The organism is Tabrizicola flagellatus (genome assembly GCF_008271465.1).
GTDB lineage: Bacteria > Pseudomonadota > Alphaproteobacteria > Rhodobacterales > Rhodobacteraceae > Tabrizicola > Tabrizicola flagellata.
This window is the reverse complement of record NZ_VMDU01000003.1, coordinates 75,771-89,445: the sequence shown is the minus strand read 5'-3', so window position 1 is coordinate 89,445 and position 13,675 is coordinate 75,771. Positions and strand designations below refer to the sequence as shown.

General features: G+C 67.8%; 13 protein-coding genes and 1 tRNA gene. 7 read left to right on the top strand and 7 right to left on the bottom strand.

What is annotated here, in order from left to right:
* Nucleotides 1-127 precede the first annotated feature (127 nt).
* Nucleotides 128-988, top strand: coding sequence for a class I SAM-dependent methyltransferase (locus FL625_RS06320; protein WP_235019336.1), 861 nt, complete (start codon nucleotides 128-130; stop codon nucleotides 986-988).
* A 247-nt stretch (nucleotides 989-1,235) separates the two neighbouring features.
* The gene (locus tag FL625_RS06315) at nucleotides 1,236-1,547 is read left to right on the top strand and encodes an ETC complex I subunit (protein WP_149587801.1); all 312 of its coding nucleotides are present in this window, start codon (nucleotides 1,236-1,238) and stop codon (nucleotides 1,545-1,547) included.
* 1 nt (nucleotide 1,548) lies between these two features.
* Here FL625_RS06315 and FL625_RS06310 read toward each other — a convergent pair whose 3' ends face one another.
* Nucleotides 1,549-2,742, bottom strand: coding sequence for a copper resistance protein NlpE (locus FL625_RS06310; protein ID WP_149587800.1), 1,194 nt, complete (start codon nucleotides 2,740-2,742; stop codon nucleotides 1,549-1,551).
* Nucleotides 2,743-2,888: 146 nt separating this feature from the next.
* On the opposite strand from FL625_RS06310, the gene FL625_RS06305 reads away from it, so the two are divergent.
* Nucleotides 2,889-3,353, top strand: a complete 465-nt coding sequence (locus FL625_RS06305) for a GNAT family N-acetyltransferase (protein ID WP_149587799.1) — start codon at nucleotides 2,889-2,891, stop codon at nucleotides 3,351-3,353.
* Nucleotides 3,354-3,384: 31 nt separating this feature from the next.
* A tRNA-Arg gene (locus FL625_RS06300) sits at nucleotides 3,385-3,461 on the top strand.
* A gap of 84 nt (nucleotides 3,462-3,545) precedes the next feature.
* On the opposite strand, the gene FL625_RS06295 is transcribed toward FL625_RS06300, so the two are convergent.
* The 4 genes from FL625_RS06295 to FL625_RS06280 form a co-directional block, all read right to left on the bottom strand.
* Nucleotides 3,546-4,784, bottom strand: coding sequence for a mandelate racemase/muconate lactonizing enzyme family protein (locus tag FL625_RS06295; RefSeq protein WP_149587798.1), 1,239 nt, complete (start codon nucleotides 4,782-4,784; stop codon nucleotides 3,546-3,548).
* A gap of 250 nt (nucleotides 4,785-5,034) precedes the next feature.
* Nucleotides 5,035-5,814 carry an alpha/beta fold hydrolase gene (locus FL625_RS06290; RefSeq protein WP_149587797.1) on the bottom strand — a complete coding sequence of 260 codons (780 nt, stop codon included), beginning with the start codon at nucleotides 5,812-5,814 and terminating at the stop codon, nucleotides 5,035-5,037.
* The gene (locus tag FL625_RS06285) at nucleotides 5,811-6,779 is read right to left on the bottom strand and encodes a threonine ammonia-lyase (protein ID WP_149587796.1); all 969 of its coding nucleotides are present in this window, start codon (nucleotides 6,777-6,779) and stop codon (nucleotides 5,811-5,813) included. Before FL625_RS06285 ends, FL625_RS06290 begins: the two co-directional genes overlap by 4 nt.
* Complete coding sequence (locus FL625_RS06280; RefSeq protein ID WP_149587795.1) at nucleotides 6,776-7,603, bottom strand: alpha/beta fold hydrolase; 828 nt, start codon at nucleotides 7,601-7,603, stop codon at nucleotides 6,776-6,778. Before FL625_RS06280 ends, FL625_RS06285 begins: the two co-directional genes overlap by 4 nt.
* 120 nt (nucleotides 7,604-7,723) lie before the next feature.
* On the opposite strand from FL625_RS06280, the gene FL625_RS06275 reads away from it, so the two are divergent.
* The 3 genes from FL625_RS06275 (at nucleotide 7,724) to FL625_RS06265 (ending at nucleotide 12,140) form a co-directional block, all read left to right on the top strand.
* A complete protein-coding gene (locus FL625_RS06275; protein ID WP_200833895.1) occupies nucleotides 7,724-9,505 on the top strand; it encodes an ABC transporter transmembrane domain-containing protein in 1,782 nt (593 codons plus the stop codon).
* 110 nt (nucleotides 9,506-9,615) lie between these two features.
* Nucleotides 9,616-11,508: an acyl-CoA synthetase gene (locus tag FL625_RS06270; RefSeq protein ID WP_149587794.1), complete on the top strand. Its 1,893-nt coding sequence runs from the start codon at nucleotides 9,616-9,618 to the stop codon at nucleotides 11,506-11,508.
* A 107-nt stretch (nucleotides 11,509-11,615) separates the two neighbouring features.
* Nucleotides 11,616-12,140, top strand: coding sequence for a DUF1176 domain-containing protein (locus tag FL625_RS06265; RefSeq protein ID WP_149587793.1), 525 nt, complete (start codon nucleotides 11,616-11,618; stop codon nucleotides 12,138-12,140).
* Between the two features lie 2 nt (nucleotides 12,141-12,142).
* Here FL625_RS06265 and dtd read toward each other — a convergent pair whose 3' ends face one another.
* Together dtd and FL625_RS06255 are read right to left on the bottom strand one after the other, a co-directional pair.
* Nucleotides 12,143-12,586, bottom strand: coding sequence for a D-aminoacyl-tRNA deacylase (gene dtd / locus FL625_RS06260; protein ID WP_149587792.1), 444 nt, complete (start codon nucleotides 12,584-12,586; stop codon nucleotides 12,143-12,145).
* Nucleotides 12,583-13,506, bottom strand: a complete 924-nt coding sequence (locus FL625_RS06255) for a carbohydrate kinase family protein (RefSeq protein WP_149587791.1) — start codon at nucleotides 13,504-13,506, stop codon at nucleotides 12,583-12,585. The genes dtd and FL625_RS06255 overlap by 4 nt, the downstream gene beginning before the upstream one ends.
* Between the last annotated feature and the right edge of the window lie 169 nt (nucleotides 13,507-13,675).

The following is a 13,675-nucleotide window of genomic DNA, read 5'->3' as shown; positions in this document are numbered from 1 at the left end:
GGGCGGGCCTTCGCGACTCGGGACAGGCCAGAGTTGATCCGTTTTTGTTCACCTTCAAGCGCCAATCCGCAGGGCAAGGTTGCCCCGACGGGGGCAAGTCGGTAAGCGGGGGACCAAGAGGTGCATGATGGCAGACAAGATCGACACGCGCGCGGTGGGGCTGGACGTGGGGCTCGCCTTCATCCGCTGGCTGACCGGGGCCGAGAACCTGCATTACGGGCTGTGGACCGGCCTTGAGGTGACAGCGGGCAACCTCCGCGCGGCACAGGACAATTACACTGCAAAGCTCTTCGGCTACCTGCCCGAAGGACGGCTCCGCATCCTCGACATCGGCGGCGGCGCGGGCGAGACGGCAAAGAAACTCCTCGCACTCGGCCATTCGGTCGAGATCGTGGTGCCCTCGCCCTTTCTCGCCGCCCGCTGCCGCGCGAACGCGCCGGGCGCGACCGTCCACGAATGCACCTTCGAGGCGTTCCAGGGCACCGGCCCCTTCGACCTCTGCCTCTTTTCGGAAAGCTTCCAGTACATCCCGCTGGGCGAAAGCCTGCCGAAATGCGCCCGGCTACTTGCCCCCGGCGGGCAGGTGCTGATCGCCGACTGCTTCCGCACCGAGGCCTATCGCGGCCGCGCCGTCCACGGCCCCCAACCCGGCGGCGGCCACCAGATCGCGGCCTTCCACGCGGCGGTGCGCGAAACGGGCTATGTGCTGGCCGCCGAAGAGGACATCACCGACGCCGTCGCGCCCTCGATCGACCTGGAACAGCGGCTGTTCCATGTGCTCGGCCATGGCGTGACCCGGGTGTCCGAGGAACTGCACCGCAAGCGGCCGATGGCGCATTGGGCGCTCGGGCGGATGATCGGCCTCTTCCTGTCGCGCAAGCGGCGCGAGAACCTGATGCAGCGCCTGACCGGAACCGCGCGCACGTCCGAGGCCTTCCGGACCTACAACCGCTATCACATCGCCCGGCTGGAACGCGCTCCGGCCTGAGGCGGCGCCAGCCCCTGCCCCAGCGGCCCGAAGGAAAATTCCTCCCCAGCGCACAACTTCCAGTTGATTCCGCCGCGCGGATCGGCCAATGTGAAGGGGCAAGCAGCAACTGACCCTGCCGGTCGGCCTCGAACCCCACCCCACCCACACTCGTCGATGCCGACCGGCAGTCCTTTCCCGGCAATCTCGCGCTTGCGCTTTTCCCTAAGCTTCGGAATAACACGGGTCAAATCCGAAGGAGCAGCCCATGCGCGCCCGCATCTACCAGCCCGCCAAGACCGCCATGCAGTCGGGAACCGCCAAGACCCACACCTGGGTGCTGGAATTCGCCCCCGCCTCGAAGCGCGAGATCGACCCGCTGATGGGCTGGACCTCTTCCACCGACACCCAGTCCCAGGTCCGCCTGCGCTTCGAGACGCGCGAGGCCGCCGAGGCCTATGCCACGGACCACGGGCTTGACTACGACGTGATCGAGCCGAAAGCGCGCAAGGCCAACATCCGCCCGCGCGGCTATGGCGAGAACTTCGCGACCGACCGCAAGGGCGCCTGGACGCACTAGGTCATTCCAGGGTCTCGGACCCGATCCAGATCGTTCCGCCGGCCTTGAAGATGTAGTCCGACGCCAGGACGCGACCGTCCTTTCCGTAAAGCAGGATCAATCCGTTCCTGACCTCGTACCTTCCTTCCTCCGACCTCTCGGAGCCGGTGGCGAAGCCGCTCCCGTTGTCGAAACTGGCCGAGGCGCCGGCATAGGAACCATAGGTCCAGGTCCCGTCCCGCCGGTAGCGGGTGTCCGTCATGGCGGTCATGCCGCCGCCCGACATGCCGATGCCCGGCGTGAAGCCGGTGGCGAACAGCGTCGAAACCGTGCCGTCGATCCTGGTGCCGTCGGCCAGAAGCTCGACCCGGTCCAGCACACGGTCGCCAAGCGTCAGTCTCCCGTCCGCGACACTGTAGGTCTCGGTCTCTCCCGAGGCGTAGGACAGGGTGAGCCGGTCGCCGTCCAGCCGGTAGCTGCCCCAGTCCATGTCGCCGACGGCCAATCGCTCCGGCGGGTCGAAGGGGGCGGTGCCGAGGGGAGGCGTGCCGCGGTAGAATGTGCCGTCGCGCCAGAAGGTCAGCCAGTGATGGTCGATCTCCATCTTCAGCATCGCGTCGAGGCCGACGCTCCACCAGGTCGAGGTGCCCCACCAGACGCCTTCAAGGGCGCCGGGCTGCGGAGCGGGCAGAAGCGGGGCGGCGCCTTCGGAAACGAAGCGCGCACGCTCCATCATCGGCACCACGTCGCGCTCGAACACGCGCATCGCCGCGGCGGCGCGGTCGGCATCGGCGGCTGCGGCCTCGAAGCCGATCAGCTCCATCCGGCCGAACAGCTGCACCGCGAAAAGCACCTGCAGACGGCCGTCGATCTTCTGCCCCATGACAGCTGCGGGACGCCCCTTCAGGTTGACAAGCGACGGGCCCGACAGGCGTTCGATTCCGGCCGGGTCTTCGTCGCGATAAAGGAAGCGGCGGACCTGGCCGGCGATCCAGTCGTCAACCCTACCGCCGGCCCTCTCCCCGGGCGTGACATAGATTCGGCAGGCGGGACAGCTGTCTTCGGGCAAGCCCGAGGTCAGGACGAGGGTCCCGCCGTCCAAGGTTCCGCCGGGGCTCCAGCCCTGGGGCAGATCGAGGATGACGTTGCCGTGCTGGCGGGTCTCGGCGGAAAGCGGCGACGCCAGAAGGACTAGTGCGGCGAGGGCAGCGCGCATCGGCAATCTCCGATCGGCGAATGAACAGACCTTGGCTGAATCTACCGGCAACATGAAACAGGAATTTCCAGACCTGACGCGCCGCGGCGGGGTTCTGCTTGCCAGTCGAGGCAAGCACGGGCAGGAAGGCGGCGGAGGGACCGAAGATGACGATCACCATTGCCGAGGAAGATCCGCTGACGCCGGACCTGGCGCTCCTGTTCCAGCGCCATACCGCCGACATGCATGCCGACACGCCGCCCGAATCGATCCACATGATGGACAAGGGCGCCCTCGCCGCGCCGGGCATCCGCTTCTTCGTCCTGCGCGAGGACGGGGTGGCGCTGGCCATGGGCGCCTACAAGCGGATCGACGCCACCCATGCCGAGATCAAGTCGATGCATGTCCTGGCCGAGGCGCGGGGCCGCGGCCTGTCGAAGGCGATGCTCGACCACCTCGTCGCCAGCGCCCGGGCCGACGGCTACCGTCGGCTGAGCCTCGAGACCGGGGTGCAGCCCACATTCACCGCCGCGCGCGCGCTCTATGCCCGCGCCGGGTTCGAGGACTGCCCGCCCTTCGAGGGCTACTGGGACGACCCGAACTCGATCTTCATGACGAAGGTGCTTGCCTGACCCTGCGGCTTGGCCCAAAAGGGCGTCGCGCGGGCCCATAGCTCAACTGGATAGAGCAAGGACCTTCTAAGTCCGAGGTTGAGGGTTCGAGTCCTTCTGGGCCCGCCATTTCCGGGAATCGCTCGTCGCGCATTTCAGGCACGCCTCGCGGCAGGTCCCGACGAGTGCACGAAGTGCTCGCGAAGGCGGCCGTCAGGTCTTGCTGCTCGGCGCCCCGCCCTCGAAGCGGTTGCCGTGGCGATAGTCGCAGGGCGCCTCCTGCATCTGCAGGTGCAGCCCCGTCCCGGTGAAGGGATGGGCGCGGGCCACGTCCTCGTCGAACTCGATCCCGAGGCCAGGCGCCTCGGGCGGCAGGATGTAGCCGTCCTCCCAGCGGATCGTGTTGCGGATCAGTTTCTGGTGGAAGGCGCCGCCGGTCTCGATCGTCTCGGCGATCAGCAGGTTCGGGATCGAGGCCGACAGGTGCACGTTCGCCGCCCATTCCACCGGCCCGGCGTAAAGGTGCGGCGCCATCTGCGCATTGAAGATCTCGGCCATGGCGGCGATCTTCTTGGCCTCCCAGATCCCGCCGACCCGGCCCAGCGCCGGCTGCAGGATCTTGACCCCGCCCGCCCGCAACAGCGTGCCGAATTCCGCCTTGGTGGTCAGCCGCTCGCCGGTCGCCAGCGGCACACGGAGCGATTTCGCCACCTCGGCGAATTCCAGCAGGTTGTCGGGCGGGATCGGCTCTTCGTACCAGAGCGGGTTGTAGGGCTCCAGCTCCCGCCCCAGCCGGATCGCGCCGGGGGTGGAGAACTGGCCATGCGTCCCGAACAGCAGGTCCACCCGGTCGCCCACCGCCGCGCGGATCGCCTTGCAGAAGGCGACCGAACGGGTGATGTCGGACATCGCCGGCTCATGCCCGCCGCGGATCGTGTAGGGGCCGGCCGGGTCGAACTTCACCGCGGTGAAGCCCAGATTCATGAACCGCAGCGCCGCCTCCGCGGCGGCATCGGGGCTGACCCAGAACTCGGCCGATTCCTTTCCGGGCTCGGGATATAGATAGGTATAGCTGCGGATCCGGTCGTTCATCCGCCCGCCAAGAAGAGCCCAGACCGGACGGTTCCTGGCCTTGCCCAGGATGTCCCAGCAGGCGATCTCCAACCCCGCGAAAGCGCCCATCACCGTGGGATCCGGGCGCTGGGTAAAGCCGGCGGAATAGGCGCGGCGGAACATCAGCTCGATGTTTTCCGGGCTCTCGCCGGCCATGTGGCGTTCGAACACATCCTCGATCACGGCGCGCATCGCCTTCGGTCCGACAGTCGAGGCGTAGCATTCGCCGTAGCCGGTGATGCCGGTGTCCGTGGTGAGCTTCGGGAAGATCCAGTAGCGGCCGCCCCAGCCCGGAAAGGGCGGGGCGACGACGAAGATCTCGAGGTCCTTGAGTTTCATGTGCCGCGCCCTCTTGCTGGCCTGGAAGCGGGGGTTTCACACCCCCGCACCCCCGTGGAGTATTTCGCAAAGGGCAAGCTAGGAGGTTCGGGGGCAAGGTGACCCTTCAGCAGCGACAGGGTGTGACGCGGACAAGACAGAGGTGAATTGGAGGTATCGGAGGCAGCAGAACATCGCCTGATGTTGGAAAAATGCAGAGCAGTGGCACGATAAGGGGCAATGAGCGCCAAGAATGCAGGAAACGTATAAATCACCGATGGCCGATCGCACCGAGAAAGCCGAGGAGAGGCTCGGAGAACCCGGCTGTGTGGGTCAGCATGGCCAGATGACCGCCGCCGCGGATCAGGTGGAAGCCCGCGCCCGGAACGAGATCGGCCAGTTCGCGTTGCAGGTCGGGTGGGGTCTTGCGGTCGTTGCCGCCGGCGAGGACCAGGGTCGGCAGTCGCAGGGTGGCGGTGGTCTTGTAGAAATCGGCGGTGGCGATGGCAGCGGCGAAGCCGGTCCAGCCGTCGGGGCGCGTGGTCTCCAGCATGGCGCGGACCTCGGCCAGCACGGGAGACTGGCGCCAGCGCGGGCCGAGCAGGGCAGCGCAGTCCGCCTCCAGGTCAGGGCCGCCATCGCGCAGCCGCGCCAGGCGCGTTTCCCAGACCGAGGGGTTGGCGAAGCGCGTGGCCGAGCCGGTCAGGACAAGACCCCGCACCAGATCCAGCCGCTTGATGGCAAGACCCTGGGCGATCAGCCCGCCTTCTCCGGCCCCCAGGACCACGGTCCCGGTCAGTCCGAAATGGTCGATCAGACGTTCGACATCACGGATGAGCGCGCCCATGGCATAAGGCGCGTGCGGGGTATCCGAGCCGCCGTGACCGCGCAGGTCCAGCCGCAGGACGGGGTGCCCGACAAGCGAAGGCATCAGCGCCTGCCAGACCCTGGCGTCCAGGCCGAGGCCGTGGATCAGCACCACGGGCGGAGCGGTTGAGGGACCGGACAGTTCGGCATTCAGCCGCAGATCGGCAAGCCAGACCAGGGTCATGCAAAGCGGTCCAGGGCCCGCGCGAAGAGGGCCGGATCGACGTTGCCGCCGGTTGCGACGGCAATCACAGTCGCGGGTAGATCCTTGGCGAAAAGCGCCGCGGCCAGGGCGACCGCGCCGCCGGGCTCCAGCACGATGCGCAGGTGGGTGAAGGCCAGCACCATCGCCTGCAGGGCCTGTTCGTCGCTGACGGCCAGCCCCGGCCCGGCAAGCCGGGACAGGACCGGCAGGGTCAGCGCCCCCGGCGCTGGCGTAAGGATCGCGTCGCAGATCGAGCCCGAGCTGGCCGCGTTGCGCTCGGCCCGGCCCGAGGCCAGCGAGCGCGCCATGTCGTCGAAACCCTCGGGTTCGCAGGTCCGCACCCGCAGGCCCGGCGCCCGGTCGGCCAGGGCCAGCGCCACCCCGGCCGTCAACCCGCCACCGCCGCAACAGACCAGCACGTCGGCGCGCTCCACCTCGGCGTCGGCGGCCTGTTCGGCGATTTCGAGACCCACCGTGCCCTGCCCGGCGATGACCTGCGGGTCGTCGTAGGGTCGGATCAGGGTCAGCCCGCGCCGCTCGGCGATCTCCGCGCCCAACGCGTCGCGGTCCTGGGTCGCGCGGTCATAGAGCACGACCTCGGCACCGTAGGCCCTGGTGTTCGATATCTTCACCTGCGGCGCGTCGGAGGGCATCAGGATCACGCAGGGGCAGCCATGCCGGGCGGCGGCATGGGCGACGCCTTGCGCATGATTGCCCGAGGAATAGGCGATCACGCCCCGCGCCCGCGCCTCCCCTGGCAGGGCCGAGATCGCCGACCAGCCGCCGCGGGCCTTGAAGCTGCCGGTCAGTTGCAGACATTCGGCCTTGACCAGCACCCGCCGTCCCGCCAGCCGGTCGAGAAGCGGGGCATGCAACAGCGGCGTGCGGCGCACATGGCCGGCAAGTCGGGCGGCGGCGGTCTCGATCAGGGCAATGTCGGTCATGCGAGGCCCGCCAGGAAACGGCGGATCAGATCGACCGCCTCGGGTTCGTCGAGAAAGGGAATGTGGGCGCGCCCAGGCAGCTCGGCATAGGCCATGTCGGGACGGCGGGCGCGCATCTCCGCGACCGTCTCCCGTGTCAGCAGGTCGGAATTCGCGCCCCGGATCAGAGCAAGCGGCAGTCCGGCCAGCGCGTCGAACAGCGGCCAGAGGTCCACCGGCGGACCCTCGAAGGCGGCGAGGAAGGCCTCGCGCAGGGTGGGATCGTAGGGGATGCGCAGGCCCTGCGGGGTTTCCACGGCGTGTTTGCGTGCCTCCGCCAGCCAGCGCGACATCGGCACACCTGCAAAGCCGGGAGAGCGCGAGAGCAGTTCGGCAAAGCCCTCGTGGGTCTTGCCGGCCGGATTGCGGCCGACATAGTCGAAGATGCGGGTCAGCCCGTCGCGGGCGATCTCGGGGCCGACATCGTTGAGGCACAGCCCCCGCACCCGATCGCGCGCCGTTGCACCAAGAAGCATGCCGATCAGCCCGCCGCGCGAGGTGCCCAGGATCGCGGCCTTCCCTACCCCCAGATGATCCAGAAGCGCCAGGGCATCCCGCGCCTCCTGCGCCACGGTGTAGGTTGCAGCTCCGGTCCAGTCGCTGGCGCCGCGACCGCGGTAGTCCATGCGGATCAGCCGCAACGGCGGCAGGTGCGGCATGACATAGTCGAAATCGGCCATGCTGCGGGTGAGGCCCGGCAGGCAAAGCAGCGGCAGGCCGTCCCCTTCGTCGCGGTAGGCCAGCCGGGCACCGTCCTCGGCACGGAAATGCTGTGTGTTGCTCATGGCGCGAGGGTGGCACGAGGCGGGACGGCTTGGAAGCCCCAACCCCTTCGTCGCGGGCAGGAGTGCTTGTCCCCTGGGCTGCGGCAGACTAAACCCGTCCGCGAAAACGGAGGCGGGTGGATGGCGGACAGATCATCGGTGGAGGATCGGCCGAAGTCGAAACGGGTGGGGGCGCTGCGCGGCCTGGTGCCGTTCCTCTGGCCCTATCGCGGGCTCGCCGCGCTGGCCCTGCTGGCGCTGGTCCTGACCGCATCGGTCAGCCTTGTCCTGCCGCTTGCGGTTCGCCGGGTGATCGACGGGTTCAATGATGCCAACGCGGCCCTTTTGGACCAGTATTTCGCCGCCGCGCTGGGGATCGCCGCCCTGCTCGCCGTCGGAACCGGCTTTCGCTACTACCTCGTCACGCGCCTTGGCGAGCGGGTGGTGGCCGACATCCGCCGCGCCCTGTTCGACCGCGTGCTTGGCATGTCCCCGGCCTTCTTCGAGCGCATCCTGACCGGCGAGATCCTGAGCCGGATCACGACCGACACCACGCTGATCCTGTCGGTCATCGGGTCCTCGGTCTCGGTCGCCCTGCGCAACGTCCTGATCCTGCTGGGTGGCCTGGTGCTGATGTTCCTGACCTCGGCCAAGCTGACCGGGCTGGTCCTGCTGATCGTTCCGGCGATCATCGTGCCCATCGTGGGGCTGGGCCGTCGGCTGCGGGCGCTGTCCCGCGAGAACCAGGACTGGATCGCCTCGTCCTCGGGGGCGGCGTCCGAGGCGCTGCTCTCGGTGCAGACCGTGCAGGCCTTCACCCATGAGGGCGCGACACGCAGCCAGTTCGCCGACGTGACCGAAAAGAGCTTTGCCGCGGCCAAGGCCCGGATCAGGACACGGGCGGTGATGACCGTGATCGTCATCTTCCTGACCTTCGCCGGGATCGTGGGCGTCCTCTGGGTCGGGGCGCGCGACGTGCGGGCCGATGCGATGTCCGTGGGTGCCCTGATCCAGTTCGTGATCTATGCCGTGATGGTGGCCGGCGCCGTGGGCGCCCTGTCCGAGATCTGGGGAGAACTCCAGCGGGCTGCCGGGGCGACCGAGCGGCTGGTGGAACTGCTGGGGGCCGAGGATACCGTGCAGGACCCGGTCCGCCCAATCGCCCTGCCCCGCCCGGTGCGCGGCGAGATCAGCTTTCAGGACGTGACCTTCCGCTATCCGGCCCGGCCCGAGGCTTCGGCGCTGAACGGGGTCAGCCTGCATGTTAAGCCGGGGGAAACCGTGGCGCTGGTCGGTCCCTCCGGCGCGGGCAAGACGACGATCCTGCAACTCCTGATGCGCTTCTACGATCCGCAATCCGGCCGGATCACCCTGGACGGTGTGGCCCTGCCCGACATGGCGCGCGGCGACTTCCGCCAGGCCATCGCGCTCGTGCCGCAGGATCCGGTGATCTTCGCCGCCTCTGCGCGAGAGAACATCCGCTTTGGCCGCCTCGACGCCTCGGATGCCGAGGTGGAGGCCGCCGCGAAGGCCGCCGCCGCGCATGATTTCCTGACCGCGCTGCCGCAGGGCTATGACAGCTATCTGGGCGAGCGCGGCGTCATGCTGTCGGGCGGGCAGAAGCAGCGGGTGGCGATTGCACGGGCCATCCTGCGCGATGCGCCGATCCTGCTCCTGGACGAGGCGACCTCGGCACTGGATGCCGAAAGCGAACGGCTGGTGCAGGCGGCGGTCGAGAAGCTGTCGGAGGGACGCACGACGCTGGTCGTGGCGCACCGTCTGGCCACGGTGAAACGCGCCGACCGCATCGTGGTGTTCGACCAGGGGCGGATCGTGGCACAGGGAACCCATGACCAGCTGGTCGCCGAGGATGGCCTCTACGCCCGTCTCGCCAGGCTCCAGTTCACCGACGGATCGGTCTGACGTCGCGTCTCGACAGGCGTGACCGGGACAAACCAGCTTCACAAACGAGTTTCCCGCCCCCATGTTCGTCTGAAGCCTGCGGTCACAGCGGGCAGGAAGGGGAGGAACCGATGACGTCATTCGCCACCGCAGCGGACCTGCGCGCGATCGAGGCAGAGATGCCCTGGGCCGATCGTGGCCAGGCCCGGTCGATCTACGACTATCTCGGCCGCGCCAAGGCCCGACACGGCGCCCGCCCGGCGGTCAGCTATCAGCTGCTTTCCGGGCCCGAGACGAAGAAGGTCACGCTGACCTGGGCAGAATTGCACGCGCAGGTCACGCAGGCTGCGAACCTGTTCCGCAGCCTTGGCGTGGGTGAAAAGGACGTGGTCGCCTTCGTCCTGCCCAATGCGATGGAGACCGTGATCACCCTGCTGGGCGGAATGGTCGCGGGCATCGTGAACCCGATCAACCCGCTGCTCGAGCCGGAAAAGATCAGCGCCATCCTGCGCGAGACGAATGCCAGGGTCGTCGTCACGCTGAAGGCCTTCCCCAAGACCGACCTGCCGCAGAAGGTCTCCGAGGCGGTCCAGTTCGCGCCCTCGGTCAAGACCGTGCTGGAGGTGGACCTCGTGCCCTACCTTTCGGGGCTGAAGAAGGTCATCGTGCCCTTGATCCGGCCGAAGAACCCGCCGCAGCACACGGCGAACATCAAGGATTTCCGCGCCGAACTGGCGCGCATGCCGGCCGACAAGCTGACCTTCGCCGACCGGACCGAGGATCACGTCGCCGCCTATTTCCACACCGGCGGCACCACCGGCATGCCCAAGGTGGCCCAGCACAAGGCCAGCGGCATGATCTACAACGGCTGGCTGGGCAGCACGCTCCTGTTCAAGCCGGACGACGTGGTGATGTGCCCGCTGCCGCTCTTCCACGTCTTCGCCTGCTATCCGATCCTGATGTCGATGATCGGCTCGGGCGCGCATGTGGTCTTTCCGACCCCGCAGGGCTATCGGGGCGAGGGCGTATTCGACAACCTCTGGCGGCTGATCGAACGCTACCGGGTGACCTATCTCATCACCGTGCCCACGGCGCTTGCGGCGCTGATGCAGCGTCCGGTCAATGCCGACATCTCCAGCCTGAAGAACGCCTTCTCGGGGTCCTCTCCGCTGCCGGTCGAACTCTACAACCGCTTCAAGAAGGAAACCGGCATCGAGATCGTGGAAGGTTACGGCCTGACCGAGGCCACCTGCCTCGTCTCGATCAACCCGCCGGACGGGGTGAAGAAGATCGGCTCGGTCGGGTTGGCCTTCCCCTACACCCAGGTCCGCATCCTGACCTCGAAGGGCGCCATCGGTTTTCGCGAATGCGCGGTGGACGAGGTGGGCGAGATCTGCGTCTCGAATCCCGGGGTCTATGAGGGCTCGACCTACACCGAGGCCGACAAGAACCGCGAGCTGTTCGCCGATGGCCGTTTCCTGCGCACCGGCGACCTCGGTCGGATCGACGCGGACGGCTACATCTTCATCACCGGCCGGGCCAAGGACCTGATCATTCGCGGCGGCCACAACATTGACCCGGCGATCATCGAAGAGGCGCTGATGGGCCACGAGGCAGTGGGTTTCGTGGGCGCCATAGGCCAGCCCGATGCCCACGCGGGAGAGTTGCCCTGCGCCTATGTCGAACTGGTGAAGGGCAAGTCGGCTACGGTCGATGACCTGATGGACTATGCGGCAAAGCATATCAGCGAAAGGGCGGCCATTCCCAAATATCTGGAAATCCTGCCGGAACTGCCCAAGACTGCGGTGGGAAAGGTCTTCAAGCCCGACCTGCGCCGGCTGGCGATCACCCGCACCTTCGACGCGGCCCTGGCCGAAGCCGGAGTGCCCGCGCGGGTTGCCGCGGTGGTCGAGGACAAGAAGCGCGGGCTTGTGGCGCAGTTGCAGAAATCCGCACCGGTCGAGGATGCGGCGGTCTCTGCGGTTCTGGGCCAGTTCGCCAACCCCTGGGAATGGGCGGCCTGATCCCGCAACAGGAACGGATTGTCCCGTCTCTGGCCCGAAGTTTCATTTGCCTGAATCGCGCGACGGCGCGAGACAGGGGGAAACGACAAGTCAACGGGACGGCGAAGATGAAGATACGGATGGGTTTGGCGGCGGCACTGGTCGTCGCGTCGGTTGCGGGTGTCGAGGCACAGGAAAGCGAGGTCCTGTTCTCGCACAAGCACTGGCAGGTCTCGATAGTCGGCTGGGATGACGGCAGCTTCGGTTGCGTGGCCGAGGTGACAGCCCCGGGCGAGAGCTTCTCGATCTGGACCTTTCCGAACGGTTCCGTCCAGTTGCAGTTCTATTCGACCTCCTGGGAATTCGGCGAGGGCCAGACCGCCGACCTTGGCGTGCAGATCGACCGCCGCGCACCGTGGAGCCTGACCGGCGCCGAGCTTTTCAAGAACTCGGTCCTGTTCAACCTGCCGGACAGCAACGCCGGGGTGAACTTCATCACCGAGGTCGCGCGCGGAAACCGGCTGTATCTGCGTTCGGCCGACGGGTCGGATGTGCAGAACTATTCGCTGGCCGGTTCCAGCGCCTCCATCTCGGCGCTGGTGGAGTGCGGCAATGCGATCACCCAGGCCACGCCGGGCAATCCGTTCAACTGAGGTCAGGCCTGGTCGGTGTCCATCCAGATGGTCACCGGCCCGTCATTGACCAGGCTGACCGCCATGTCCGCCCCGAATCGGCCATTGGCGACAGGAACGCCTTGCCTTTGAAGGCAGCGGCTGAAATGGAGATACAGCCTTTCGCCCTCGGCCGGTGGAGCGGCGGTCGAAAAGCCGGGGCGGTTGCCGCGCAGGTCGGCGGCCAGCGTGAACTGGCTGACCACCAGCGCCGCGCCGCCGATGTCGCGGATCGACAGGTTCATCTTGCCCTGATCGTCCTTGAACACCCGCAGCTTGGCGACCTTGGCCGCCAGCTTCTCGGCCTCGGCCTCGGTATCCCCGCCCATGGCGCAGACGAGGATCAGAAAGCCCTTTCCGGTCTCGCCGACAAGCTCGCCCGCCACATGGACGCGCGCCTCGCTGACCCGCTGCAGGACCGCCCTCACAGCTCGTGCGCCCAGGGCGGGTTCGCGCCGGCCCGGCTGACGGTGACGGCCGCAGCGCGGGTGCCGAGCGAGAGCGCCTCGGTCAGGGTGGCGTCCGACAGCGCGGCGATCCCGGCCTTGGTCAGCGCCCCCGCCTGATGCAGCGCGGCCAGGACGCCGGCGTTGAACGTGTCGCCTGCGCCGACGGTATCGACGACCGCAACCTTCCGGGCGGCAACGAAAACATCCTGCGTCGCCGTCACCGCCCGCGCCCCCTTGGCGCCTTCGGTGATGAAGACGACCTTCGGGCCCCGGGCCAGGACCCCCCGCGCCAGGGCGGTCAGGTCGCCCTGTCCTTCCAGCCAGTGCAGATCCTCGTCCGAGAGCTTGACGATGTCGGCCCGCGCCAGCATCCGCCCGATCCGCGCGCGGTAGGCGGCTTCCTTCCCGGCGATGAAGCCCGGGCGGATATTCGGATCGACCATGGTGACCCGCCGACCGCACTCGCGCGCCTGCAACGCCTCGTAAGTCGAGGCGGCGGGGTCGTTGACCAGGCTGATCCCGCCCAGGAACAGCGTGCCGACCTCGGCCGGCAGATCGGGCAGATCGGCCTCGGAGAGCATCCGGCCCGCCGTGCCCTCGTCGTAGAAGGCATAGGTCGCCTGGCCGTTCACCAGCTTGACGAAGGCAACCGTAGTGGGCCGGTCGGACCGCGCCAGATAGCGGGTGTCGACCTTCGAGGCCGTCAGGGTATCCGCCAGGATCTCGCCCAGCATGTCGTTGGAAACGCCCGAGAAAAACGCCGATGGCGCCCCCAGTCGCCCCAGCGCGATCGCGGTGTTGAACACGGCCCCGCCAGCATAGGGGGCAAAGCAGGCCTCGCCCAGCGTCGAGGTCCGGGGCAGCATGTCGATCAGGGCTTCGCCGCAACTCAGAATCATCGTCCCCTCCGCAGTTGCGGCACCATAGGCCGCCGCCCTCGTTAGCGCAAACATCGCGCCCTTTCGGCCTGCACATACCCCCCCGAAGTTTAACGCGCCAGAGCCTGCCTGCCTTGACCCGGATCATGGCGCGGGGCGGGAGTCACCGCCAGACTGCCCCCGTTCAACC